We start from the raw sequence: 25,173 nt of genomic DNA, 5'->3' as shown, positions 1-25,173 counted from the left end.
CCACCCCTCGTACCAGCGAAGGCAGGCACACGATGAGCAAGGCGCACCGGCGCGGGATCAGCGGCAGGAACAAGGCGATCGGCGGCACGGTCGCCGCCGTCGTGGTCGGTGGTGGCGCTCTGGTGGTCACCGGCACCGCGCACGCCGCCGGCGTCGGCGCGGCGTACACGAAGACCAGCACCTGGTCGACGGGCTACACCGCGCAGTACGTGATCACGAACGACAGCGGCCAGGCCAAGGCCGACTGGACGCTGCAGTTCGACCTGCCCTCGGGTGCGAAGCTCAGCTCGCTGTGGGACGGCACGCCGGCGGTGAGCGGACAGCACGTCACCGTGAAGCCGCCGTCATGGGACAAGGACGGCCTCGCGGCGGGCGAGTCGGTGACCGTCGGCTTCGTCGTGAGCGGCTCCGGCGACCCGACGGGCTGTCTCATCGACGGCGCGAGGTGTTCCGCCGACGACGGCGCGACCCCGCAGCCGAGCGGCCGCCCGACCCAGTCCCCGACCCAGCCCCCCACCCCTGCGCCGACCCCGCCTTCGACCGCCACCCCGTCGCCCACCGCCACGCAGACCACCGGAGGCGGCACCGGCACCGGATCCACCACGAACGCCGGCTTCTCCCCGTACGTCGACACGTCCCTCTATCCGGCCTTCGACCTGGTCGCCGCGGCCGACGCGACCGGTGTGAAGAACTACAACCTGGCGTTCGTGACCGACGGCGGCGGCTGCACCCCCAAGTGGGGCGGCGTCTCCGACCTCGGCAACGACGCGGTGGCCGCGCAGATCGGCGCCCTGCGCGCCAAGGGCGGCGACGTCCGGGTCTCCTTCGGCGGCGCCTCCGGCTCGGAACTTGCCACGACCTGCTCCTCGGCGGACACGCTGGCGGCGGCGTACGCGAAGGCCGTGGACGCCTACAAACTCACCAAGGTCGACTTCGACGTCGAGGGCGGCGCGCTGCCGAACACGGCCGCGAACACCCGCCGCGCCCAGGCCATCGCCAAGCTGCAGAAGCAACACCCCGGACTGGACGTGTCGTTCACGCTGCCGGTCATGCCGGAGGGCCTGACCCAGGACGGAGTGAACCTCCTCGCCGACGCCAAGTCCAACGGCGTGAAGATCTCCACCGTCAACATCATGGCGATGGACTACGGCCCCGCGTACAGCGGCGACATGGGCACCTACGCCGAGCAGGCGGCGACCGCGACGCAGGCGCAGATCAAGAGCGTGCTGGGCCTGACCGACAGCGCGGCCTGGAAGACGGTCGCGGTCACCCCGATGATCGGCGTCAACGACGTCTCCTCCGAGACCTTCAAGGTCGACGACGCCACCCAACTGGTGGCTTTCGCCAGGTCCAAGGGCCTCGGCTGGCTGTCGATGTGGTCGGCCGCACGCGACAAGCAGTGCGACGGCGGCCCCAAGCCGACGGCGGACCCGACGTGCAGCTCGATCACCCAGGACAGGTTCGCGTTCTCCAAGGCGTTCGCCGCCTACAACTAGGCCCGTTCCGTACGGTGCCACCGCCTGATCCTCAAGCGCGACCAAACCCTGGGGCGGTGGGCCACGCGACGAAGCCCCGTCGCGACAGGCTTCGGGCGGCACGGCGAACCGCCGGGGCGCGGCACCTCCCTCCTGTGCCGCGCCCCGAACCCCTGGCCCCGCCGGTCAGTCCTCCAGCGGCGGCAGCTCCCCGGTCCGCGCCGCCCGGGCGTACCAGTGCGCGCTGGACTTCGGCGTCCGCTCCAGGGTCGTGTAGTCCACGTACACCGCCCCGAAGCGCTTCCCGTAGCCGTAAGCCCACTCGAAGTTGTCCATCAGGGACCACAGGAAGTAGCCCCGCACGTCCGCGCCGTCCGTGATGGCCCGGCGCACCGCCGCCAGGTGCCCGTGCAGGTAGGCGATCCGCTCCGGGTCGTGGACGCGGCCGTCCGGGTCCGGCTTGTCGTCGTAGGCCGCGCCGTTCTCCGTCACGTACAGCGGCAGGCCCGGCGCTTCCCGCGTGTAGCGCATGATCAGCTCGTGCAGCCCGGTCGGGTCGATCGTCCAGCCCATCTCGGTGCGCTCGCCCGGGGTCTGGTGGAAGGCCACGTCGTCCGCGCCCGGCCAGGGCGAGTGGGCGCTGGCGCCGTGGCCGTCCGGACGCGGGCCGCTCGCCTGCTCCTCGGCCGCCGAGACGAGCGTCGGCGTGTAGTAGTTCAGACCCAGCGCGTCCAGCGGCTGGTGGATCGTCTCCAGGTCGCCGTCGCGGACGCAGGACCAGTCCGTGACCGACGACGTGGCCGCCAGCAGGGTTTCCGGGTACGCGCCGTGCAGCATCGGGCCGTGGAAGACGCCGTTCGCCAGGTCGTCGATCTTCTGGCCGGCCGCCAGATCCGCAGGGTCCTGCGAGACCGTGCGCACGACGGAGGAGTTGAGGCTGACCGCCACCGCGTTGCGGGCCGGCATCACGGACCGCAGGGCGGAGGCGCCGAGGCCGTGGGCCAGGTTCAGGTGGTGGGCCGCGCGCAGCGACGCCGCCGGGTCGGTACGGCCCGGGGCGTGCACCCCGGAGCCATAGCCCAGGAAGGCGCTGCACCACGGCTCGTTCAGGGTGATCCACTGCTCCACGCGGTCGCCGAGGGCCTCGCCCACGATCCGCGCGTACTCGGCGAACCGGTACGCCGTGTCCCGCTCCGGCCAGCCGCCCGCGTCCTCCAGCTCCTGGGGGAGGTCCCAGTGGTAGAGGGTGATCGCCGGCCGGATGCCGTGCGCGAGGAGTTCGTCGACCAGGCGGCGGTAGAAGTCCAGACCCCGCTGGACCGCCGGGCCCCGGCCGGTGGGCTGCACGCGCGACCAGGAGATCGAGAAGCGGTACGCGTTCAGGCCCAGCCCGGCCATCAGCGCCACGTCCTCGCGGTAGCGGTGGTAGTGGTCGACAGCGATGTCACCGGTCTCGCCGCCGGCCGTCCTGCCCGGCGTATGGCTGAAGGTGTCCCAGATGGAGGGGGTGCGGCCGTCCTCCCGCACCGCCCCCTCGATCTGGTACGCGGAGGTCGCGGCGCCCCAGAGGAAGGCGGGAGGAAAGGTCACCGGGGGTGCCGACTGTGCGGACTCAGACATGGAAGCGCTCCCATAAGAGGTCGTGAAGACCGATGAGTTGGGGGAAGGGGAGGGAAGGAGGAGGGGAGAGGGAAGGGGCCGGAGCGGCGGTGATCCGGCCCCTGTACGGCGGTCGGGCATCCACGGCGGATGGGCATCCGCGGCGGATGGGCGACGGCGGCGGATGGGCGTCAGCCCTTGACCGCGCCCTGCATGATGCCGCCCACGATCTGCTTGCCGAAGATCGCGAAGACCAGCAGCAGCGGCAAGGTGCCGAGCAGCGCGCCCGCCATGATCAGCGACTGGTCGGGGGTGTAGCCGCGGCCCAGGCCCGCGATCGCGACCTGCACGGTCGGGTTGCCGTTCTGGGTCAGGACCAGGAACGGCCACAGGAAGTCGTTCCAGGTCTGCACGAACATCAGCATGCCCAGGACGGCCATCGCGGGGCGGGCCGCCGGGAACACGACGTGCCACACCACGCGCCAGCTGCTCGCGCCATCCATACGGGCAGCCTCGATGATCTCGTCCGGCAGCGCCTGGATCAGGTACTGCCGCATGAAGAACACCCCGAACGCGCTCACCAGCGACGGCAGGATCACAGCCTGCAACTGGTCGGTCCAGTCCAGCTTGGCGACCATCATGTACAGCGGGATCACGCTCAGCTGCGGCGGGACCATCATCGTGCCGATGACGATCAGCATCAGGGCGCCCTTGCCCTTGAAGCGCAGTTTGGCGAAGGCGAACCCGGCGATCGTCGACAGGAAGACTATCGTCGCCGCCGAAACCCCCGCCACGAACGTGGTGTTGAAGAACGCCTTGCCCAGATTGGCGTCGTTCCAGGCGATCTCCAGGTTGTTGAACAGGTTCGACCCGAACCAGAAGGGCGGGGGCGTCTGCGCGAGCCGGTTGTTGTTGCGGGAGGCGGCGATCGCCGTCCACACCAGCGGGAGCAGCGAGCCGATGCTGAACAGGATCAGAATGGCGTATGCCACGGGACCGGCGTGGAGCTGCCCGCCGGCGCGCGCGGCCTTGGGCCGCCGTACGCGTTTGGCCTCCCGGGTCTTCTCCTCGGGCCTCGTCAGGGTCGTCGTCACGGCCGGTTCTCCTAACTGCTGGCGCGCAACCGGCGCGAGATGACGTAGTTGACGATCCCGATCACGATGAGGATCAGGAACATCGTCCAGGCGATGGCGGAGGCCCGGCCCAGGTGCTGGTTCACCCAGCCCTGCTCGTACAGGTACAGACCCAGCGTCTGGAACTGGTGCTCGGCGCCGCCCGACGCGCCCTTGTTCGCGTCGAACAGCAGCGGCTCGCCGAAGACCTGGCTGGCGCCGATCGTCGACACGACGACCGTGAACAGGATCGTCGGCCGCAGCTGGGGCAGCGTGACGTGGAAGAACTGCTGCCAGCGGTTGGCACCGTCCAGGGCCGCCGACTCGTACAGGTCCTGCGGGATGGCCTGCATCGCCGCCAGGTAGATCAGCGCGTTGTAGCCCGTCCAGCGCCAGATGACGATCGACGAGACGGCCATCTGTGAGGGCCACTTGTCGTTCTGCCAGTCGATGGCGTCGATCCCCACGAAGTGCAGCGCCCAGTTGATCATGCCGTAGTCGCGCCCGAAGAGCAGCACGAACACCAGCGAGGCGGCCGCGATCGAGGTCGCGTACGGCGCGAGCATCACGACCCGGTAGAAGGTCGAGGCGCGCAGCTTGTAGTTGAGGATGTGCGCCAGGCCCATCGCCATCAGGAGCTGCGGGACGGTCGAGATGATCCCGATGGTCAGGGTGTTCTTCGCCGCGTTCCAGAAGAAGTCGTCGTCGAAGATCCGGGTGTAGTTGCGCAGCCCCGCCCACTCCATGTCGGTGGGCGCCGTCAGCTCCACCGTGTGCAGCGAGGCCCAGGCCGTGTAGACCAGCGGGAACAGGCCGAAGGCGATGAAGAGCAGGAAGAACGGCGAGACGAACGCGTACGGGCTCCAGCGGAGGTCCCGCTGCCAGCGCCGGGAGAGTCGTGCGCGGCGCCGCTGCTCCGCCTCCGTGGGTACGGCGGGCGGGCGGCCCGGGGCCGCGCCCCCCTCCTTCGCGGGGGGCGCGGCGGTGTCGTGCCGGGTGGCCATGCCGGTCACTTCTCCAGGTTGTTGTCGATGGTCTTCGTGGCCGTGTTCCAGGCCTCCTCGGCCGACTTGCCCTTCGTCACGAGGATGACGCCGTTGTCGGTCAGACCCTGCTGGATGATCTGGTCCTTCGGGCCGATGACCTGGACCGGGCTGGACTTGGCGGCCTCGGCGAAGATCGTGCCGATCGGTGCGTCACCGGTCATCTCGTTCTTGGCGCCGGTGACCTCGGGGGAGCTGTACGCGGTCTGCGCGCTCGGGAAGCTGCCCTGGACGCTGAACAGCTTGGCCTGCTGCGCGGGCGCGGTCAGCCAGGCGGCCAGCTCCTGGGCCTCCTTCACGTGCTTGCCGTTCTTCGGCACGGTCAGGAAGGATCCGCCCCAGTTGCCGGACTTGGGCGCGACGGCCACGTCCCACTTGCCCTTGGCGTCCGGCTTCGACTTGCCCTTGATGTAGCCGAGCATCCACGGCGGGCAGGCCATCGCGGCGAACTTCACGTTGGCGATCGTCTGGTCCCAGGTCGGCTGGAACTGCGTCTGGGCGCCGACCAGCCCCTTCTTGGCGGCGTCCGCGGTCAGGTCGAAGGCGGCCTTGACGGCCGGGTTCGTCTTGTAGATGACCTTGCCGGAGGAGTCGTAGAACTTCTCCTTCTCACTGCTGAGGACAGCGTTCAGCAGGCCGCCGGGGGAGTCCCAGAAGGTGGTGCCCTGCGGCGCCTTCTTCTGGTAGCGCTCGCCGACGCTGACGAGCTTGCTCCAGTCGCCCTGCCACAGCTTGCCGACCTCCGTGCGGTCGGTGGGCAGACCGGCGGCCTGGAAGAGGTCCTTGCGGTAGCAGACCGCCATCGGGCCGACGTCGGTGCCGAGGCCGATCGTCTGGCCGTCCTTGGTGGTGGCCTGCGCCCACTTCCAGTCGAGGAAGTCGCTCTTGTTCACGCCGGAGACCTTGGAGAGGTCCGTGAGCTTGGCCGCCTGGGTGCTGACGACCTCGGCTATGTTTCCGACCTCGACGCCCTGGATGTCCTGCAGACCGCTGCCGGTGGTGAGGTGGTTGACGAGCGCCGGGTAGTAGTTCTCGTTCCGCTCGGTGACGTTCTCGGTGATCTTGATGTTGGGGTGGAGCTTCTCGTACTCGGCGTAGAGGCCGGCCTCCTTGAAGCCGAAGGTGCCGAAAAGGCCGAGGCTGATCGTGGTCTTGCCGCTGCCGCCGCCGTCCGACGACGAACCGGACTTGTCTCCGCCGTCGTCGGCACAGCCGGCCAGCAGCCCGGCGCCCAGCACGACGACGGCCGTGAGGGCTATCGCCTTGTGGCCGATAGGGGTCCCCCCGCTCGAGCGAAGTCGAGAGTGGGGGAGGGTACGTGCTCGCATGTCGTCCTCCAGTTGCCCTGACGTGCCGACCCCCCGGCCAACTTCTGTGCTGGGCCCGTGTCTTGTCGCTGCGGCTCGGGCGGGGAACGTGCGGGATGTGTATGGGACAGGTACTGTGGGAGCGCTCCCACAAGTGATGTGTTGAAGAGTCGTGGGTCCGGGCGGGGGTGTCAAGGGAGCGGACGGTGTCGGACGCGTTCAGTTATCGGGACGTTAACTGGCCGCCGTGCAGAGCCGCCCCGGGGGCGCGGGGGCCCGGGCGGCCGGCCCCAGCGGCGGTCGCGGAGCCGCACGGGACTGTTACATTCCAGGCCAGGCGCGCGACGCGCGGTGCGACGGGAGGCGACCATGACAGGCCACGGAACGCGGGGCCGGAGTGGCCGGCGGCCGACTCTTGAGGAGGTCGCGGCACGGGCCGGCGTGGGCCGCGGCACGGTCTCCCGGGTGATCAACGGCTCACCCCGGGTGAGCGACGCGACGCGCGCGGCCGTCGAGGCGGCGGTCGCGGAGCTGGGGTACGTGCCGAACACCGCCGCCCGGGCGCTGGCCGCGAACCGTACGGACGCGATCGCGCTCGTCGTCCCCGAGCCGGAGACGCGGTTCTTCGCGGAGCCGTACTTCTCGGACATGGTGACGGGTGTCGGGTCCGCGCTGTCGGACACCGAGATGCAGCTGCTGCTGATCTTCGCCGGCAGCGACCGGGAGCGGCGCAGACTGGCGCAGTACCTGGCGGCGCACCGCGTGGACGGCGTCCTGCTGGTCTCCGTCCACGCGGACGACCCACTGCCCGACCTGCTCGCCCAGCTGGAGATCCCGGCGGTGATCAGCGGCCCCCGCTCGGCCTCGGAGACCCTGCCGTCGGTGGACTCGGACAACTACGGCGGCGGCCGCTCGGCGGTCGAGCACCTGATCGCCCGCGGCCGCGCCCGCATCGCCACGATCACCGGCCGCCTCGACGTGTACGGCGCCCAGCGGCGCATCGACGGCTACCGGGACGCGCTGCGGGACGCCGGCCGTGCGGTGGACGAGGCCCTGATCCTGCCCGGTGACTTCACCGAGGAGGGCGGCCGGCGCGCCATGACGGAACTGCTGGCGCGCCACCCTGACCTGGACGCCGTGTTCGCGGAGTCGGACGTGATGGCGGCGGGTGCGCGCCAGGTGCTGCGGGAGGCGGGGCGTCGTATCCCGGACGACGTGGCGCTCGTGGGGTACGACGACTCGGCGATCGCCCGCCACATGGACCCGCCGCTGACGAGCGTGCGCCAGCCGATCGAGGAGATGGGCCGGGCGATGATCGACCTGCTCCTGGACGAGATAGCGGACCACCGCCCGATGGCCTCCCGGACACTGGACCGGCGGCAGGTGGTGCTGCCGACGGAGCTGGTGGCGCGGGACTCGTCCTGACGCGGCCGAAGTCGGCCCCCTCGCTGGCGCGCGGGGCCGTGCGGCTCCAGCGCCGATAACCGGTGGCCCGGCGGGAACGCGCCCGGCACAGTGAGGTCATGGCGACCTCCGAAGCCCGTTTCATGCCCGGCCTGAAGCTGTCCGCGATCCTGTACGAGGAGGCCGTGGGCCCGGTCCTACGCGAGTCCTTCCCGGGACTGCGGTACGCGGCGGCACGGATCGGCAGCGGTTCCGAGGTGCTGGGTTTCGACACGCCCCGCTCGGCGGATCACGAGTGGGGACCCCGAAAAGCAGATCAGCCGGTGACCTGCTCCCACAGGCCACCGGCTGACTACCGAGGGTGAGTGACGGGACTCGAACCCGCGACATCCTGGACCACAACCAGGTGCTCTACCAGCTGAGCTACACCCACCATGACCGGTGTTTTCGCAGTGGTTTCCCCTACCGGCCGAGAAAAAGTGTACAGGGTCCGAAGGGGTGCTCGCGCCAGCGTTTCCCCGGGCGTCGGGCGTGGCGCCCCGTCGGGCCCCGCCGAGCCGCTACCGAGCCGGCAGCACGTGCTTGGCCGCGATCGCGCGTGCCGTGTCGGAGTCGGGGCCCGGCTGCGGTACGAAGATCGCCTCGCGGTAGTACCGCAGCTCGGCGATGGATTCGCGGATGTCGGCCAGCGCCCGGTGGTTGCCGTTCTTCTCCGGACTGTTGAAGTACGCCCGCGGGTACCAGCGCCGGGCCAGCTCCTTGATCGAGCTGACGTCCACGATCCGGTAGTGCAGGTAGTCCTCCAGCGTCGGCATGTCGCGGGACAGGAAGCCGCGGTCCGTGCCGACGGAGTTGCCGCACAGGGGGGCCTTGCCCGGTTCCTTGACCCACTCCCGTACGTAGCTCAGGACCTGCTCCTCGGCGTCGGCGAGAGTCGTGCCGGCGGCCAGCTCGTCGAGCAGTCCCGAGGCGGTGTGCATCTGACGCACCACCTCCGGCATCGTTTCCAGTGCCGCGTCCGGCGGCCGGATCACGATGTCCACACCCTCGCCGAGTACGTTCAGCTCGGAGTCGGTGACCAGCGCGGCCACCTCGATGAGCGCGTCGTCGGACAGCGAGAGGCCGGTCATCTCGCAGTCGATCCACACCATGCGATCGTTCATGTGTCCCACCTTATGGCCCGGGCGTGGCGTGCGGACCGCCCGTGCATGTGACCTGTGCACGGGCGGATACGGCGACGGGCGGGCCGGAGGGGTCGTACAACCCCCCGGCCCGCCCGTCCTCGCCGGTGACCCCGTGCTCGCCGGTGCGCCGGCACGGCCGTGCTGCTACGGCGCGCTGCGCTGCCCGGGCACGCTCGGGCGGCCCGCCGCGTACAGCTCGGGCACGTGCTTGCCCGGGTGGTCCGTGGACAGGGGCGCCGAGGGACCGAGCCCGTTCGTCGCAGCCGTCCGGCGGGTCTGCATCGGGACCTGGGCGGGCTCCTGCGCGGCCTGCGGCGCCGGCGGGCCGCCGGGGCTCTCGGCGTCCGCCTGCCGCTCGCTCTGCGGTCGGCGCGCCCGGTACGCGGCCCGGTAGGCCGCGGGCGACGAGCCGAGCTGGCGCCGGAAGTGGCCGCGCAGCGCGACCGGCGAGCGGAAGCCGCAGCGCCCGGCGACCTCGTCGACCGAGTAGTCGGAGGTCTCGAGCAGCCGCTGCGCCTGCAGCACCCGCTGGGTGATCAGCCACTGCAGCGGCGCGCTGCCGGTCAGCGAGCGGAAGCGCCGGTCGAACGTCCGCCGGCTCATGTACGCGCGCGCCGCCAGCGTCTCCACGTCGAACTGTTCGTGGAGGTGCTCCAGTGCCCAGGCGACGACCTCCGCGAGCGGGTCGGCGCCGATCTCCTCGGGTAAAGACCGGTCGAGATAGCGCTCCTGGCCTCCGCTGCGGCGCGGCGGGACCACCAGGCGCCGGGCGAGCGCGCCCGCCGCCTCGTTGCCGTGGTCCGTGCGCACGATGTGGAGGCACAGGTCGATGCCGGCCGCCGTACCGGCCGACGTCAGGACGTCCCCGTCGTCCACGAACAGCTCGCGCGGGTCGACGTGCACGGACGGATAGCGCTTGGCCAGCGTCGGTGCGTACATCCAGTGCGTGGTGGCCGGCCGCCCGTCCAGCAGCCCGGCGGCGGCCAGCACGAAGGCGCCGGTGCACAGCCCCACGATGCGGGCGCCCTCCTCGTGCGCCCGGCGCAGCGCGTCGAGCGCCTCCTCCGGCGGCGGAGAGGTGATCGACCGCCAGGCCGGCACCACGACGGTGCCCGCCCGCGAGATCGCCTCCAGCCCGTACGGCGCGGTCAGTTCCAGGCCCCCTGTGGTCCGCAGCGGGCCTTCCTCGCCGGCCGCCACCAGCAGGCGGTAGCGCGGCACTCCGGCGTCCTGGCGGTCAATCCCGAACACCGAAAGCGGAATGGAACTCTCAAAGATGGGGCCGCCGCTGAACAGCAGCACCGCGACGATCTCCTTGCGGCGTCGCCCGGACAGCTTCCGGGCCGCGGCGTCCGGCGCGGCAGTTGAGTCGTGGCTCATCCTGCTAAGCCCCCCTCGGTGGTCGCGGCTCCTCGGTTGTGTCGCTCCTGCACGTTTCCCCTCGGTCCTGCACGAGTCCCCCGCCGTAGAAAGTCATGATCGAATCTACTGTGTCGCGCGGTGCCGGCGTGACCAGTTCACCATCCGGCACATTGTCGACATGGCAACTTGGCGTGAAGCATTCGATCACGAAGGGTTGCACTCGTGGAGCGTGCAGGGAAGTGCGCCTCGTCCCGGTGGCCAATCCCCGTAGGGTGCGCGCGCCGTCCGGGACCCTTTCAGCGCAGGTCGAACGGGGGGTGGGGGGCTGTTCGGCGGCGTGATGCACGAGATTGAGAAGTTGGCTGAAAAGATACGGGCGCGTGCGCGGAAACCGGTCAGTCGACCGGAGTGTCTCCACCACTGTGACGTCCGCCTCTGTGCGCCCCCGTTCCGGTCCGGCTGTGGCGTCCGCGGTGCGGGGCGATCTCCTCGGCCCGCAGGCGCGCGGCACCCCGCTCCGACTGCCGGAGCAGGGCGCCGCACGCGAGGGTGACGGCCAGGAGACCGAGCGCGGTACTGACGGCGGCGGCGAGCGAGGTGCCGTACCAGACGAGGACGGCGGGGACCAGGACGCAGCAGAAGGCGGCCCAGCGGGTCACATCGGTCGCCCTGTTCGACGCGGGGCGCTTCCGGGGGGTGGTGCGGGGTCCGGACACGGCGTGCTCCCTCCGGCGGTGGGTCACCGGATTCAACGCGGGTGCGGCCGGTCGGTCACTGCCGTGTCCCCTGGTGCGCGGTCCGTACCGGTGCGCGAGTGAACGCCCCGCAAACCGCCTGTACGGGGCAGCAACCATTGCGTTACGGGCGTTCCCTCGTGCATGCTCCCTGGAACCCCGTGCAGCCTGTGCGGGATCTGGGCTAAGGAGGCGTGCCGCCGTACCCTTGGGGGTATGGGGACGGGAAGACGATTCCCGGACACAGCTCCGCCGCACACCGTCGTCCCCGACAAAGGATCACATCGCCGAGACAGCCATGGCCGGTCACGAATTCTCCGAACCCGCGGACCGCAAGCGGCCGGTCGCCGACCCGACGGCGACCGATCCCCTGGCGGCGGAAGAGCCACGCCCTTCGTGCGATCCCGCGTTCAAGCACGGCGTTGTCGTCGGCTTCGACGGATCCACCTCCAGCGAGCGCGCCCTCGCGTACGCGATCGGCATGGCGTACCGCTCGGGGTCGGGCCTGATCATCGTCCATGTCGCCAACCGGCTGCCCACCACGGTGTGGGCGGGCTGCGAGCCGCCGGTCTTCGTGGACGTGCCGGACCACCGTACGGAGGTCCTGGGGCTGGAGCTGGCCTGCGCGGATCATCTCGCCGACGTGCCCTGGATCCTGGTCGAGCGCGGCGGTGACATCTGCCACGAACTCGAAGAGGTGGGCCGCGAGTACGAGGCGGACGCGATCGTCGTCGGCTCCACGCACGGCATCGTCGGCCGCATCTTCGGCTCGGTCGCCGGCCGTCTCGCCAAGCGCGCTCAGCGCCCGGTGATCGTCATTCCCTGAGCTGTCGCTCCGCGTGTGCTCACCGGTCCGGCCACCGGTGTGCCCCGGCGGGTTGCGCGCCGCCTGCGGGGCGTACGAGGTCGCTCGCGCCGTTTCCCGCGGCCCCCTGCGGGGCGCGATTTACAGCCGGCGCGCGCCCCCGGCTCGCACCTCCGCCGTTGTGATTCCGCAACTTCCCGTTGGCCCGGGTGAGATGCGCCGTGGGTACCGCCGACCCCCTTTCCGCGCTCCACGAATTCCTTCGCGTCCGGAGGTGTTTGTGCCCTTGTGAAGGGCATATATCGGTCACCGCGCACCGTACACGCAGGACAAGAAGGGAGCCCGCCGTGGACAACGACGTCTCTGCGGGAGGCACCACCACCATCGTCGGCCGGCTGGCGCTCGGCGTCACGCTGCTGGCCTTCGGGCTCGGATCCACCAAGGTCATCGACGGCGTCACGACGGCTGACGCCGTGTCACTGGCCCACTATGTAGGCGGCGTCGCCCTGTTCCTCGCCGGCCTGCTCGCCCTCCGCGACCGTGACACCGCCACGGGCACCGCCTTCTCGGCGCTCGGCGCCCTGTGGTTCACCTGGGCCGTCACGGCCGGCAACCAGATGTCCGACCACGCCGCCGGACTCTTCCTCCTGCTGTTCGCCCTGGTCACCCTGAGCCTGGCGCTCGGAGCGTCCGGCGGCCTGCTCGACCAGGGCACCTACGGGCTGTTCTTCGTCTCGCTGCTGCTGCTGGCCATCGGCCGCCTCGCCGGCAACGACGCGCTCGGCAAGGCCGGCGGCTGGTTCGCCGTGGCGGCGGGAGCGGTGGCCTGGTACGCGGCGACCGCGGCCCTCGCCCACTGGCCCACCGCCCTTCCGCGACGCGCTGCCGGCCGGGGGGTGACGGCCGCCGGCTGAGGCAGCGACCGGGCCGGGGTTTGGGCGGCCCCGGCCCCTCCGAAAGAGCAACCCCCTGTGGTGGTGGCACACAGGGGGTTGCTGACGTTCGAACCCGCGAGATCGCGGCGCAGTCGGCCGGCGCGGACTACTCCACCGTCACGGACTTCGCCAGGTTCCGCGGCTTGTCGATGTCCCGGCCCAGCGCCAACGCCGTGTGGTAGGCGAGGAGTTGCAGCGGAATGCCCATCAGGATCGGGTCCAGCTCGTCCTCGTTCTTCGGCACCACGATCGTGTGGTCGGCCTTCTCCTGCTCCTGGTGCGCCACCGCGAGGATCTTGCCGCTGCGGGCCTTGATCTCCTCCATGGCCGCGCGGTTCTTCTCCAGCAGGTCGTCGTCCGGCACGATCGCGACCGTCGGCAGGGCCGGCTCGATCAGCGCGAGCGGACCGTGCTTCAGCTCGGAGGCCGGGTAGGCCTCGGCGTGGATGTAGGAGACCTCCTTCAGCTTCAGCGAGGCCTCACGGGCCACCGGGTAGCCGCGCACACGCCCGATGAACAGCATCGAGCGGGCGTCCGCGAACTGCTCCGCCAGCTTCTTGATCTCCTCCTCCTGCTTCAGGACCTCGGAGATCTGCTCCGGCAGCTTCCGCAGGCCCTCGATGATCCGCTTCCCGTCACGGACGGACAGGTCGCGGGTGCGGCCCAGGTGCAGTGCCAGCAGCGCGAACGCCACCGTCGTGTTCGTGAAGCACTTGGTGGACACCACGCACACCTCGGGCCCCGCGTGGACGTACATGCCGCCGTCCGCCTCACGCGCGATCGCCGAGCCGACCACGTTGACGATGCCCAGCACCCGCGCGCCCTTGCGCTTGAGCTCCTGCACGGCCGCCAGCACGTCGTACGTCTCACCGGACTGCGACACCGCCACGTACAGCGTGTCGGGGTCCACCACGGCGTTGCGGTAGCGGAACTCCGACGCCGGCTCGGCGTCGGCCGGGATGCGGGCCAGCTCCTCGATCATCTGGGCGCCGATCATGCCCGCGTGGTACGAGGTGCCGCAGCCGAGGATCTTCACACGGCGGATCTGCCGGGCCTCGCGGGCGTCCAGGTTCAGGCCGCCCAGGTGCACGGTGGAGAACCGGTCGTCGATGCGGCCGCGGAGCACCCGGTCCACGGCGTCGGCCTGCTCGTGGATCTCCTTGTGCATGTAGGTGTCGTGGCCGCCCATGTCGTACGACTCGGCCTCCCACTCCACGGTGGTCGGCTCGGCCGTCGTACGGGTGCCCTCGGTGGTGTAGGTGCGGAAGTCGTCGGCCTTCAGCGTCGCCATCTCGCCGTCGTCCAGCGTCACTATCTGGCGGGTGTGGGCGACGAGGGCGGCGACGTCGGAGGCGACGAACATCTCCTTCTCACCGATGCCGAGCACGACGGGCGAGCCGTTGCGCGCCACCACGATCCGGTCCGGGAAGTCGGCGTGCATCACGGCGATGCCGTACGTGCCCTCCACCAGCCGCAGGGCCTGGCGGACCTTCTCCTCCAGCTTCTCGGCCTGGGAGCGGGCGATGAGGTGGGTGAGGACCTCGGTGTCGGTCTCGGAGAGGAACTCGACGCCGTCCGCCTCCAGCTTCTTCCTCAGCTCGGCGGCGTTGTCGATGATGCCGTTGTGGACGACGGCGACCTTGTTGTCGGCCGACATGTGCGGGTGCGCGTTCACGTCGGAGGGGGCGCCGTGGGTGGCCCAGCGGGTGTGGGCGATGCCGGTGGTGCCCTTGAAGCGCGCGGGGACCTTGGCCTCCAGGTCGCGGACCCGGCCCTTGGCCTTGACCATCCTCAGGCCCGCCGTCTTCGGCGAGGTGATGACGATGCCCGCCGAGTCGTAGCCGCGGTACTCCAGCCGCTGCAGACCCTCCAGAAGGAGCGGGGCCACATCACGCTTACCGATGTATCCGACGATTCCGCACATATGTTTCCTTAAGTCCCTTTTGACCCCGTCTGGATGGGGCGGTCGTCCGGTGGCTCAGTCGTGGACTCAGCCGTAGACGATGCGCCGCAGTTGCCGGAGCGTGAGCTCGGGCGGTGCCACCGCGCGATACTTCAGGTCCGCCTCGATCCGTTCGAAGATCGACGCGTTCACCAGTCCCTGGGCCTGCAGTTCGCGGTGGCGGCGACGGACGAACTCCTCGGTCGTCTCGTCGAAATAGGCGAGCACGTCCTGGACCACGCGCAGCGCCTCGCCCCGGCTCAGGGGCGTGGTCCGCGTCAGATGATCGACAAGTTCGTCGTGCACCCGGTAGATCCTGAGGTAAGAACGCCGGAATCGCAAGAATCGTGCCCGATTTCGGGCAGATGCCTGTTGAAGTTCTTGTGGGATCCCGTTCGACGGCTGTCCATCCTGTGTCCTGCGCCACGTTGATTATGTGGAGGAAGTTCTGGCCACATGGACATACCTCGTATGGGAGTACCGGAGAAGCTCGCGGCCCGCATGAGCATGGCGGAGCAGCACGAGTACCTGCGCGCGAGATTCTCCCGGCGCACGATGATCAGAGGCGGAGCCGTCACCCTGGGCGCCGTCACGGGTGGCGCATTCGTGCCGGGTGCCACCGCCCAGGCCGCCGTCCCGACCCAGAGCACCGCCCCCGCCGTCGAGAGCGTCGACGGCGCCCTCGTCGCCCCCTTCGGCCGCCACCTCGCCTTCGGCAACGACCCGCGCACCGAGATCACCGTCTCCTGGCAGGTCCCGGTCGCCGTGAAGAACCCGTTCATCCGGGTCGGCGCCCACCCCTGGGACCTGTCCCGCAAGATCCCCGCCGAGGTCCGCACCCTCTACACCCCGGCGGGCGTCGGCGCGAGCGGCAACCACACCCAGTACTACCTGCACGCCAAGCTCACCCACCTGCGCCCCGGCAGGACGTACTACTACGGCGTCGGCCACGAGGGCTTCGACCCGGCCGAGCGCCACCTGCTGGGCACCCTCGGCACCTTCACCACCGCCCCCGCGCACAAGGAGCCGTTCACCTTCACGGCCTTCGGCGACCAGGGCGTCAGCTACCACGCGCTGGCCAACGACAGCCTGATCCTCGGCCAGAACCCGGTCTTCCACCTGCACGCCGGCGACATCGCCTACGGTGACCCGGCCGGCCAGGGCAAGGCCACCGACACCGGCTTCGACTCGCGCACCTGGGACCAGTTCCTCGCCCAGACCGAGTCGGTCGCCAAGTCCGTGCCGTGGATGGTCTCCTACGGCAACCACGACATGGAGGCCTGGTACTCGCCCAACGGCTACGGCGGCGAGGAGGCCCGCTTCACGCTCCCCGACAACGGGCCCGACAAGAAGAACCTGCCGGGCGTCTACTCCTTCGTCTACGGCAACACGGCGATCATCTCGCTGGACCCGAACGACGTCTCCTTCGAGATCCCGGCCAACCTCGGCATCTCCGGCGGCACCCAGACCACGTGGTTCGAGGCGCAGCTGAAGAAGTACCGCGCTTCGAAGGACGTCGACTTCATCATCGTGTTCTTCCACCACTGCGCGTACTGCACCTCCACGGCGCACGCCTCGGAGGGGGGCGTGCGACAGGAGTGGGTGCCGCTGTTCGAGAAGTACACGGTGGACCTGGTCATCAACGGCCACAACCACCAGTACGAGCGAACCGACGTCATCAAGGGCGACAAGGTCGCCAAGAAGCTGCCGATCGGCGAGACGGCCTACCCCGAGACCGAGGGTGTCGTCTACGTGACGGCGGGCGCGGCCGGCCGCAGCCTGTACGCGTTCAGCGCGCCGGACTCCTACGAGGGGCACCTGAACGAGGTCGACTCCGTCGCCTCCTTCATCAACACCAAGGACGGCAAGGTCAACGAGACCGTCGCCTGGTCCCGGGTGCGCTACCTCAACTACTCGTTCCTGCGCGTGGACGTCGAGCCCGCGCCGAGCGGCCACTACGCCAAGCTGAAGGTCTCGGGCATCGCCGAGGCCGGGGACCGCATCGACCACTTCACGGTGGCGCGCCGGGCCAAGTAGTGAAACCTCGACGAGGGGGCGGTCCTCACATCCTCTTGAGGACCGCCTGTTTGGCCGTCGCGAACTCCTCGTCGGTGAGGACCCCTTCGCGGTGCAGCTCGCCCAGCTCCCGCAGCCGCCGCAGCAGGGCGTCGTGCTCGTTCTCCACGGCGTCCCGCGCGGGCGCGGACCGCTCCTTGAGCAGTGGCACGGCGTCCACGGGCGCCGCCGGGTGCGGCAGCCGGGCCTGGACGGCCGCCGCGACGAGCGCCCCATGCGCGTCCTTCTTGAAGCCCCACAGCTCCACCGAGTTGGGGTCGTACTTCGGCGGCGCCTTGGTCTCGGCTCCCCGCACGGTGAAGCGGAGGCAGCCGTTCTCCAGACCGACCGCCGGCTGCCACTCCACGCCGGTGATGTCGGCGACCGGCAGTGTGCGCGTGCCCGCGGCCTGCTTCGAGGCCTCCGTCTTCCAGTTCCGATCCCGTTCGCGAGAGAGTGGTCTATACCCATCGGGTCCGGAGCGGACCGGCCCGTGGCACCTCGTGGAAGGGAGCGCATGTGAGACAGCACCACAGAACGCCCCGCCTCCTAGGCACCCTGCTGCTCGTCGCGGCGGCGGGCCTGTCCGTCACCGCCGGGGCACCCGACCGGGCGGTCCGCACCGCCACCCCCCTCGACCGGGTGATCCCGGCGCCCGCCTCGGTCCAACCGGGCGGATCCCCGTACGAGATCACCCCCGCCACCCGCATCCGCGTGGACGACTCCGGCGCGGTCCGCCGCATCGGCGGCTACCTCGCCGACGTCCTGCGCCCCTCGACCGGCTACCGGCTACCGGTCACCACGCACGGCACCGGCGGCATCCGGCTCCGCCTCCAGGACGGCCCGTACGGCGCCGAGGGCTACCGCCTCGACAGCGGCCCCCGAGGCGTCACTCTGACCGCCCGCGAGCCCGCCGGCCTCTTCCACGGCGTGCAGACGCTGCGTCAGCTCCTGCCCGCGGCCGTCGAGAAGAAGACCGTGCAGCACGGCCCCTGGCCGGTCGCGGGCGGCACCATCACGGACACCCCGCGCTACGCCTACCGCGGCGCGATGCTCGACGTCGCCCGGCACTTCTTCACCGTCGCCCAGGTCAAGCGCTTCGTCGACGCCCTGGCCCCCTACAAGATCAACGAACTGCATCTGCACCTGAGCGACGACCAGGGCTGGCGCATCGCCATCGACTCCTGGCCGCGCCTGGCGGGCTACGGCGGCTCGACCCAGGTCGGCGGCGGCAAGGGAGGTTACTACACCAAGGCCGACTACCAGGAGATCGTCCGCTACGCGGCGTCGCGCTACGTCGAGGTCGTCCCCGAGATCGACATGCCCGGCCACACCAACGCCGCCCTGGCCTCGTACGCCGACCTGAACTGCGACGGCGTGGCGCCGCCGCTGTACACCGGCACCGACGTCGGCTTCAGCTCGCTGTGCGCTCCCAAGCAGGTGACGTACGACTTCGTGGACGACGTCATCCGTGAACTCGCCGCGCTCACACCGGGGCGCCACCTCCACATCGGCGGCGACGAGGCGCACTCCACCAGCCACGACGACTACGTGAAGTTCATGGACCGCGTGCAGCCGATCGTCGAGCGGTACGGCAAGACGGTGATCGGCTGGCACCAGGTGACCGGCGCGCACCCGGTCAAGGGCGCGCTCGCACAGTACTGGGGGCTCGACAGCACCAGCGCGGCCGAGAAGGCCCAGGTCGCCGAGGCCGCGCGCAACGGGACTCCGTTGATCCTGTCCCCGGCCGACCGGGTCTACCTGGACATGAAGTACACCGCGGACACACCGCTCGGGCAGGACTGGGCGGGGCTGGTCGAGGTGCGCCGCTCCTACGACTGGGACCCGGGCGCCTACCTCCCCGGCGCGCCCGCCTCCGCGATCGCCGGAGTCGAGGCACCGCTGTGGTCCGAGACGATCGTCACGGACCACGACATCGACTGGATGACCTTCCCGCGGCTGCCGGGCGTCGCCGAACTGGGCTGGTCACCGGCCGCCACGCACGACTGGAACACCTACCGGGTGCGGCTCGCGGCCCAGGCGCCGCGCTGGGAGGCACTCGGCATCGCCTACTACCGCTCGCCGCAGGTTCCCTGGCCCGCGCGGTAGCCGAAGCACGACGGGCACCCCGGCGGACCGTACACCGGGGTGCCCGCCCGTCTGCGACCGCTGATCACAGGCCCGCGATCGGGTTCTTCAGGGTCCCGGCCAGTTGCAGCGCCCCCGACGGGTCCGCCAGGTCCACCATCTGCTTGTTGTTCCGCAGTTGCAGCCGGTTGAGGCAGGACAGGGCGAACTCCGGGGCGAACAGGTCGTACCGGCGGAACCTGTGGGCGAGCTGCGGGTTCGCGTCCTGGTACTCGTGGGCGACCTCCGCGACCGTCCGCCAGAAGTTCTCCTCCTCGAGGATCCCCTCGGTGGCGAGGTGCGCCGCGACGAAGCGGAAGAAGCAGTCGAAGACGTCCGTGAAGACCGACAGCAGCTTCCTGTCCTCCGGGACCTCCACGCGGATCCGCGCCACCTCCGGCGGCAGCACCGCCTCCGGGTCCATGACCGCGATCTCCTCCGCTATGTCCTTGAAGATCGCGCGCTGTACGACGCCGTCCTTCAGGACGAGGATGACGTTCTCGCCGTGCGGCATGAACACCAGGTCGTAGGCGTAGAAACTGTGCAGCAGCGGAACGAGGTACGCCCGCAGGTACCGTCGCAGCCACTCCGTCGGTGGGAGTCCCGAGCGCTCGATCAGCGCCCCCGCGAAGGACGCGCCCTCGTGGTCGACATGGGCGAGGGACGCCATGGTCGCCAGGGTCTCGCCGTCCTGGAGCGAGGGCACCGGGCTCTCCCGCCACAGGGCCGCGAGCATCTTCCGGTAGGGGGAGTAGCGGTCGGTGGCCGCCTCGTACTCCAGGTGCCGGTAGCCGACGGCCGCGCGCTCCCGGATGATCGTCAGGCCCGTCGACTTCAGCACCGGGTCGTTCTCGACCAGCCGGGCCAGCCAGTCGTTGATCGCCGGGGTGGCCTCCATGTAGGCGGCCGACAGGCCCCGCATGAAGCCCATGTTGAGCACGGAGAGGGCCGTCTTGACGTAGTGCCTCTCCGGGTGCGAGGCGTTGAAGAACGTGCGTATGGACTGCTGCGCCAGGTACTCGTCGTCGCCCTCGCCGAGGCACACCAGGTTCCGGCGGGCGACCTCGGCGGCGAAGGTGACGGTGAGCTTGTTCCACCACTGCCAGGGGTGGACGGGTATGAGCAGGTAGTCGGCCGGGTCCAGGCCCTGGTCCGAGAGTGCGTCGCGGAAACGCTTCAGCGTTGCACTTCCCAGCTCCTCCCGCAGGAACGACTCGTACTCGATCCCCACGCCCGCCGTGAACGCCGCCCGTGAGCGATGCGCCGCCAGCCACACCAGCCGGACCGGGCTCGCGGTCTCGGGCGCGTACGACAAGTACTCGTGGATGCCGAAGCCGAGCCGCCCGTTGTTGGCGACGAAGCAGGGGTGGCCCTCCGTCATCCCGGTCTCGATCGCCTGGAAACCGGAGCGGGCCAGCTCCGCCGACGTGACCTGCGGCTTGGCGAGCTTGTAGCAGATGCCGGAGACGGTGGAGGAGATCTCCTCCAGGTAGACGGGCAGGATGTCGTCGCTCAGGCCCAGCGACCGCCTCAGCTCGATGAAGAAGTCCGGGGCGGCGAGCGGCAGTTCGGTGCCGTCGCGGTGACGGGTGATCGAGTCCGCGTCGACCTGCCAGTGGTCGAGGGCGCGCAGGGTGGCGGTGAAGCGGTAGCGGGTGAGCCCGTCGTCGCTGCGGACCGCGTACCGGCCGTCCTCCTCCCGCTCGGGGGTGATCAGCCGCTCATGGGCGAACTCGGCCAGGGCCTTGCGTATGAGGAGGCGGTTGGCCTTCTCCCAGCGCTCGGGGGACAGATGGGCCACGGCGTCGGCGAGGGTCATGCCGCCACCGCCTTCTCGAACCGCTCACGGGTGCAGAAACTCAACAGTGCCTTCTTCTCCGGCTTCTCGATCTCGCGTTCGGGTACGAACCCGACCGCCGCGTTCAGTGCGTGCACGGCCGTGTTGCGCACATCGGGCTCGACGACGACCCTGCGCGTGGCCGGGTCGGCGAACAGGTGCCGCATCACCGCGGTGATGACGGCCCGGGTGAACCCGTGCACGGGCGTGCCGGTCGGCGCCACGAGGAAGTGCATGCCCACGTCGCCCGGCTCCGGCTCGTACAGCCCGGCCAGCTCCCGGTGGGCCGGGTCGTACCTCTCCATCAGGAAGGCGGGTTCGCCGTCGTGCAGTCCGAGGAGCGCGTGGTGGTGCTCGTCGGCCGCGATCTCCCGGTAGGCGCGCTCCACGTCGCCGACCGTGGCGTCCTGCATCATCCAGAAGGCCGCCTTGGGGTGCGTGACCCAGGCGTGCAGCAGCTCGGCGTCGCCGCCCGGGTCGAGGGGGCGGAAGGTGAAGGTGCCGATGTCGGCGGTGCTCATACGGCGAACTCCTGGAAGGCGATCGTCTTCTCGACGGGGTAGTACTCGGCGCCGAGCAGCTCCCGGATGATGTACGCGTTCCGGTAGGCGCCCATGCCCAGGTCGGGTGAGGTGATCGAGTGGGTGTGGACGCCGGCGTTCTGCAGGAACACACCCCGGCCGGTGACGTCGATCGCGTAGTTGCGGGCCACGTCGAAGTTGCCGTGCCGGTCGTAGCGCAGACGGTCGCGGACGGGCCTGAGGAAGCCGGGTTCGACGTACTTGTATCCGGTGGCGAGGATCAGGGCCTGGGAGCGCAGCTCGTAGTCCTTCTCCTGCTCCTCCTGGCGGAAGGTGAGGGTGTAGGTGCCGTCCTCGTACGTGGCCCTCGTCAGCGAGGAGTTGGTGAGCAGGCGGGTCGGGACCGGGCCGTCGAGGTTCTTCTGGTACAGCAGGTCGAAGATCTCGTCGATCAGATCGCTGTCGATGCCCTTGAACAGGCCCTTCTGCTGTTCCGTGAGGCGGTAGCGGGTCCGCTCGGGCAGCGCGTGGAAGTAGTCGATGTACTCGGGGGAGGTCATCTCCAGCGTGAGCTTGGTGTACTCGAGGGGGAAGAAGCGCGGGGAGCGGGTCACCCAGTTCAGCCGGTAGCCGTGGACGTCGATCTCCCCGAGCAGGTCGCGGTAGATCTCGGCGGCGGACTGGCCGCTGCCTACCAGGGTGATCGACTCCTTGGCCTGGAGCCGGTGCTTGTGGTCCAGGTAGCGGGAGTTGTGGATGACGTCACCGCCGAGACCGCGGCAGGGCTCCGGGATGTGGGGAGGGGTGCCGGTGCCGAGGACCAGACGGCGGGCGCGGTAGGTGCCGCCGTTCTGCGTCCGTACGACATACACCTCGTCCTGGTCCGCGTACGTCACCTCGGTGACCGTCGTGCCGAAGCGGACGCTGGAGAGCTTCTCGGTGGCCCAGCGGCAGTAGTCGTCGTACTCGACACGGAGGGGGTAGAAGTTCTCGCGGATGTAGAACGAGTACAGCCTGCCCCGCTCCTTCAGGTAGTTGAGGAAGGAGTACGGGGAGGTGGGGTCGGCCAGGGTGACCAGGTCCGACAGGAACGGGGTCTGGAGGTGGGCCCCCTCCAGGAACATCCCCGAGTGCCACTCGAAGGTGGGCTTGGACTCCAGGAAGACACCGTCGAGGCCGTCGATCGGTTCGGTGAGGCAGGCGAGACCGAGGTTGAAGGGGCCGAGCCCGATCCCGACGAAGTCGTACGTCTTCCCGGTGGCTTCAGGACGCGCGGTCAAGGGACTCTCCCAGGTACTGCTCGGCGTGGCCGGCGATCAGGTCGAGGACGGTGGCGATGTCGTCCACCGTGGTCTCGGGGTTGAGCAGGGTGAACTTCAGGTAGTGGCGGCCGGCGACCTTGGTGCCCGCGACGACCGCGTCACCGGAGGCGAACAGGGCCTTGCGGGCGTGCAGGTTGGCGCGGTCGATGTCGGCCGGGTCGGTGACGGCGGAGGGGATGTAGCGGAAGACGAGCGTGGACAGCTGCGGCTCGACGACGACGTCGTAGCGCGGGTCGGCGGCGAGCAGTCTCCAGCCCTCGGCCGCCAGGTCGCAGACCTCGTCGAAGAGCTGCCCGATGCCGTCGGCGCCCATCACGCGCAGCGTCATCCACAGCTTGAGGGCGTCGAAGCGGCGGGTGGTCTGCAGCGACTTGTCGACCTGGTTGGGGATGCGCTCCCGCACCGCGCGGCGCGGGTTGAGGTACTCCGCGTGATAGGTGGCGTGCCGCAGCGTGGCGGCGTCGCGGACCAGGACGGCCGACGAACTCACCGGCTGGAAGAAGGACTTGTGGTAGTCGACCGTGACCGAGTCGGCGCGTTCGATGCCGTGGAGGAGACCGCGGCGACGGGGCGAGACCAGCAGTCCGCAGCCGTAGGCCGCGTCGACGTGCATCCAGGTGCCGTACTGCGCGCACAGCTCGGCGATCTCGGGCAGCGGGTCGATGGAGCCGAAGTCGGTGGTCCCGGCGGTGGCGACGACGGCCATCGGGATCAGGCCGTCCCGGGTGCAGCGCTCCAGCTCGTGGGCGAGGGCGACGGTCTGCATGCGCTTGTCGTGGCCGACGGGGACGGCGACGACGGACTCGGGGCCGAGGCCGAGGAGTTTCGCGGACTTCCTGACGCTGAAGTGGCTGACCTCGGAGGTGAGGACGCGCAGCCTGGCGAGCGTGTCCGATGCTTCCCACCCGGCCCGTCCTGGCTTGGCCTCCTCGCGGGCCAGCAGCAGGGCCTGGAGGTTGGACTGGGTGCCGCCGGAGGTGAACACGCCGTCGGCGGCCGGGCCGAGGCCGATCCGCTCGGCGGTCCAGTCGATGAGCCTGCGCTCGATCAGGGTGCCGCCCGCCGACTGGTCCCAGGTGTCGAGGGAGGAGTTGACGGCGGACAGGACGGCCTCGCCGAGCACGGCCGGGATGACGACCGGGCAGTTGAGGTGGGCGAGGTAGCGGGGGTGGTGGAAGTAGACCGCGTCGCGGAGGTAGAGCTCCTCCAACTCGTCCAGGGCCGCGGTGGTGTCGTGCAGCGGGCGGTCCAGGTCGATCCCGTCGATGCGGGGAGCGAGGGCGTCGACCGTGACGCCGGTGAACGGACGGTCGGTGGTGGCGAGTCGGTCGGCCACCCGCTCCACTCCTTCGGTCACGGAGCGGCGGTAGTGCTCCGCGGTGAGGTCATTGAGCAGGTGCGAGCGCATGTGGGTCCTCCGGTGGGGGAGTCCGGGCGGGACAGCAGAGGGGCGGAGTCGTCTCTGTCGGAACTTAGGTTAGCCTAACCTAAGTTGGATCTAGAGAAACTCCGCCCCGTCGTGACCGCCGTCACTGCTCCTCGCGCACCTGCTCCTCGCTCAGTCCGTGCCGCCAGTAGCCGACGAAGGTGACACGCCGCCGGTCGACACCGCGCTCGCCGACGAAGTGCCGACGCAGCTCCTTCACCCGGCCGGCCTCCCCCGCGATCCACACGTACGGGGCCTTCGTGGGCGGGAGTTCGGCGTCCCGCAGCGCGGCGAGAGTCATGGGGGACCTCTCGCCGTCGCGTACGAGCCAGGTGATCTCGGCGTCCGCCTGAGTCACCAGGTCCTGGATGTCACCGGCCTGCCCGACCTCCAGCCAGACCTGGGCGCGCGTTCCCGGGGGCAGCGACTCGAGGATCGCGGAGGCGGCGGGCACGGCGGTCTCGTCGGCCCAGATCACCACCAGGTCGGTGTCCTCGGGCGGACGGAAACGGATCGCGCGGTTGTCCTCGACGGCCGGACCGAGGAGGACGACCCGGTCGCCGGGGGTGGCCCGGGAGGCCCAACGGGAGGCGGGACCGGCGGGTGCCGCGGCGGCCGGTTCGATGCCGTGCAGCACGAAGTCGATGTCGATCTCGTCGGGGTCGCGGCGCAGGGAGCGCAGCGTGTACGAGCGCATCACCGCCCGTACGTCGTCGGGGAGTTCACGCCAGCCGTGCCACCATTCGTCGCCGAGGTGCAGGGGGATGACGGGCTCCGGCTGCCCGGGATGCGGCAGGAACAGGGACAGGCTCTGGTCCCGTCCGTCGGAGCGGAAGGCGTTCAGGTCGTCTCCGGCGAAGGTGACCCGGACGAGAGACGGGCCGAGCCGCCTCGTCCGTACGACCTGGAGGGAGAAGAAACGGAACGGGGCGGCTACGGCCGTCGTCATGAGTACTCCTGAACGATCGTCAGGGGAGGGCGGG

General features: G+C 70.2%; 20 protein-coding genes, 1 tRNA gene and 2 pseudogenes. 7 read left to right on the top strand and 16 right to left on the bottom strand.

Annotation, left to right across the window (positions count from 1 at the left end):
- The first annotated feature begins 32 nt into the window (after positions 1-32).
- Positions 33-1,496, top strand: a complete 1,464-nt coding sequence (locus ACFYZE_RS16900) for a cellulose binding domain-containing protein (protein WP_388993832.1) — start codon at positions 33-35, stop codon at positions 1,494-1,496.
- 165 nt (positions 1,497-1,661) lie between these two features.
- On the opposite strand, the gene ACFYZE_RS16895 is transcribed toward ACFYZE_RS16900, so the two are convergent.
- The 4 genes from ACFYZE_RS16895 to ACFYZE_RS16880 form a co-directional block, all read right to left on the bottom strand.
- Positions 1,662-3,095, bottom strand: a complete 1,434-nt coding sequence (locus ACFYZE_RS16895) for a GH1 family beta-glucosidase (RefSeq protein WP_388993829.1) — start codon at positions 3,093-3,095, stop codon at positions 1,662-1,664.
- A gap of 170 nt (positions 3,096-3,265) precedes the next feature.
- Positions 3,266-4,168, bottom strand: a complete 903-nt coding sequence (locus ACFYZE_RS16890) for a carbohydrate ABC transporter permease (RefSeq protein ID WP_388993826.1) — start codon at positions 4,166-4,168, stop codon at positions 3,266-3,268.
- Between the two features lie 11 nt (positions 4,169-4,179).
- On the bottom strand, positions 4,180-5,190 hold the full coding sequence (locus ACFYZE_RS16885; RefSeq protein ID WP_388993823.1) for a carbohydrate ABC transporter permease: 1,011 nt from the start codon (positions 5,188-5,190) through the stop codon (positions 4,180-4,182).
- A gap of 5 nt (positions 5,191-5,195) precedes the next feature.
- Complete coding sequence (locus tag ACFYZE_RS16880; RefSeq protein WP_388993820.1) at positions 5,196-6,557, bottom strand: extracellular solute-binding protein; 1,362 nt, start codon at positions 6,555-6,557, stop codon at positions 5,196-5,198.
- 348 nt (positions 6,558-6,905) lie between these two features.
- Here ACFYZE_RS16880 and ACFYZE_RS16875 point away from each other — a divergent pair, with 348 nt between their 5' ends.
- The gene (locus ACFYZE_RS16875) at positions 6,906-7,961 is read left to right on the top strand and encodes a LacI family DNA-binding transcriptional regulator (RefSeq protein ID WP_388993816.1); all 1,056 of its coding nucleotides are present in this window, start codon (positions 6,906-6,908) and stop codon (positions 7,959-7,961) included.
- Positions 7,962-8,059: 98 nt separating this feature from the next.
- Positions 8,060-8,248, top strand: a pseudogene (locus ACFYZE_RS16870) (hypothetical protein); the annotation flags it as partial.
- Between the two features lie 52 nt (positions 8,249-8,300).
- On the opposite strand, the gene ACFYZE_RS16865 reads toward ACFYZE_RS16870, so the two are convergent.
- From ACFYZE_RS16865 to ACFYZE_RS16850, 4 genes are all read right to left on the bottom strand, one after another.
- Positions 8,301-8,373 (bottom strand) — tRNA-His (locus ACFYZE_RS16865).
- 127 nt (positions 8,374-8,500) lie between these two features.
- Positions 8,501-9,103, bottom strand: a complete 603-nt coding sequence (gene orn, locus ACFYZE_RS16860; protein WP_388993813.1) for an oligoribonuclease — start codon at positions 9,101-9,103, stop codon at positions 8,501-8,503.
- 165 nt (positions 9,104-9,268) lie between these two features.
- Positions 9,269-10,504: a helix-turn-helix domain-containing protein gene (locus tag ACFYZE_RS16855; RefSeq protein WP_388993810.1), complete on the bottom strand. Its 1,236-nt coding sequence runs from the start codon at positions 10,502-10,504 to the stop codon at positions 9,269-9,271.
- Between the two features lie 377 nt (positions 10,505-10,881).
- Complete coding sequence (locus ACFYZE_RS16850; RefSeq protein WP_388993807.1) at positions 10,882-11,202, bottom strand: hypothetical protein; 321 nt, start codon at positions 11,200-11,202, stop codon at positions 10,882-10,884.
- A 316-nt stretch (positions 11,203-11,518) separates the two neighbouring features.
- On the opposite strand from ACFYZE_RS16850, the gene ACFYZE_RS16845 reads away from it, so the two are divergent.
- A complete protein-coding gene (locus ACFYZE_RS16845; protein ID WP_103838671.1) occupies positions 11,519-12,046 on the top strand; it encodes a universal stress protein in 528 nt (175 codons plus the stop codon).
- A gap of 326 nt (positions 12,047-12,372) precedes the next feature.
- Entirely contained in the window at positions 12,373-12,939 is a 567-nt protein-coding gene (locus ACFYZE_RS16840; protein WP_388993804.1) for a GPR1/FUN34/YaaH family transporter, read from the top strand.
- Between the two features lie 127 nt (positions 12,940-13,066).
- On the opposite strand, the gene glmS is transcribed toward ACFYZE_RS16840, so the two are convergent.
- Complete coding sequence (glmS, locus tag ACFYZE_RS16835) at positions 13,067-14,884, bottom strand: glutamine--fructose-6-phosphate transaminase (isomerizing) (protein WP_388993801.1); 1,818 nt, start codon at positions 14,882-14,884, stop codon at positions 13,067-13,069.
- Positions 14,885-14,950: 66 nt separating this feature from the next.
- Positions 14,951-15,208: a hypothetical protein gene (locus ACFYZE_RS16830; RefSeq protein WP_388993799.1), complete on the bottom strand. Its 258-nt coding sequence runs from the start codon at positions 15,206-15,208 to the stop codon at positions 14,951-14,953.
- Positions 15,209-15,373: 165 nt separating this feature from the next.
- Between ACFYZE_RS16830 and ACFYZE_RS16825 the strand changes: the two genes are divergently transcribed.
- Positions 15,374-16,939, top strand: coding sequence for a fibronectin type III domain-containing protein (locus tag ACFYZE_RS16825; protein ID WP_388994385.1), 1,566 nt, complete (start codon positions 15,374-15,376; stop codon positions 16,937-16,939).
- 25 nt (positions 16,940-16,964) lie between these two features.
- On the opposite strand, the pseudogene ACFYZE_RS16820 reads toward ACFYZE_RS16825, so the two are convergent.
- Positions 16,965-17,438 (bottom strand): annotated as a pseudogene (locus ACFYZE_RS16820) (DUF4429 domain-containing protein); the annotation flags it as partial.
- Positions 17,439-17,476: 38 nt separating this feature from the next.
- On the opposite strand from ACFYZE_RS16820, the gene ACFYZE_RS16815 reads away from it, so the two are divergent.
- Complete coding sequence (locus ACFYZE_RS16815) at positions 17,477-19,066, top strand: beta-N-acetylhexosaminidase (RefSeq protein ID WP_388993795.1); 1,590 nt, start codon at positions 17,477-17,479, stop codon at positions 19,064-19,066.
- A gap of 64 nt (positions 19,067-19,130) precedes the next feature.
- Here the strand turns inward: ACFYZE_RS16815 and ACFYZE_RS16810 are convergent, their stop codons facing one another.
- The 5 genes from ACFYZE_RS16810 to ACFYZE_RS16790 form a co-directional block, all read right to left on the bottom strand.
- Positions 19,131-20,903 carry an IucA/IucC family protein gene (locus tag ACFYZE_RS16810; protein ID WP_388993792.1) on the bottom strand — a complete coding sequence of 591 codons (1,773 nt, stop codon included), beginning with the start codon at positions 20,901-20,903 and terminating at the stop codon, positions 19,131-19,133.
- A complete protein-coding gene (locus ACFYZE_RS16805) occupies positions 20,900-21,442 on the bottom strand; it encodes a GNAT family N-acetyltransferase (protein WP_388993790.1) in 543 nt (180 codons plus the stop codon). Before ACFYZE_RS16805 ends, ACFYZE_RS16810 begins: the two co-directional genes overlap by 4 nt.
- Entirely contained in the window at positions 21,439-22,722 is a 1,284-nt protein-coding gene (locus ACFYZE_RS16800; protein ID WP_388993787.1) for a lysine N(6)-hydroxylase/L-ornithine N(5)-oxygenase family protein, read from the bottom strand. Before ACFYZE_RS16800 ends, ACFYZE_RS16805 begins: the two co-directional genes overlap by 4 nt.
- Entirely contained in the window at positions 22,706-24,172 is a 1,467-nt protein-coding gene (gene desA, locus ACFYZE_RS16795) for a lysine decarboxylase DesA (protein ID WP_388993784.1), read from the bottom strand. The genes ACFYZE_RS16800 and desA overlap by 17 nt, the downstream gene beginning before the upstream one ends.
- Positions 24,173-24,293: 121 nt before the next feature.
- Positions 24,294-25,139, bottom strand: a complete 846-nt coding sequence (locus ACFYZE_RS16790) for a siderophore-interacting protein (protein ID WP_388993782.1) — start codon at positions 25,137-25,139, stop codon at positions 24,294-24,296.
- Positions 25,140-25,173: the final 34 nt, after the last annotated feature.

The sequence above is a fragment of the Streptomyces sp. NPDC001796 genome, assembly GCF_042892355.1.
Taxonomy (GTDB): Bacteria; Actinomycetota; Actinomycetes; order Streptomycetales; family Streptomycetaceae; genus Streptomyces.
The sequence above is the reverse complement of the archived record's forward strand: the minus strand, read 5'-3'. Positions and strand labels throughout refer to the sequence as shown.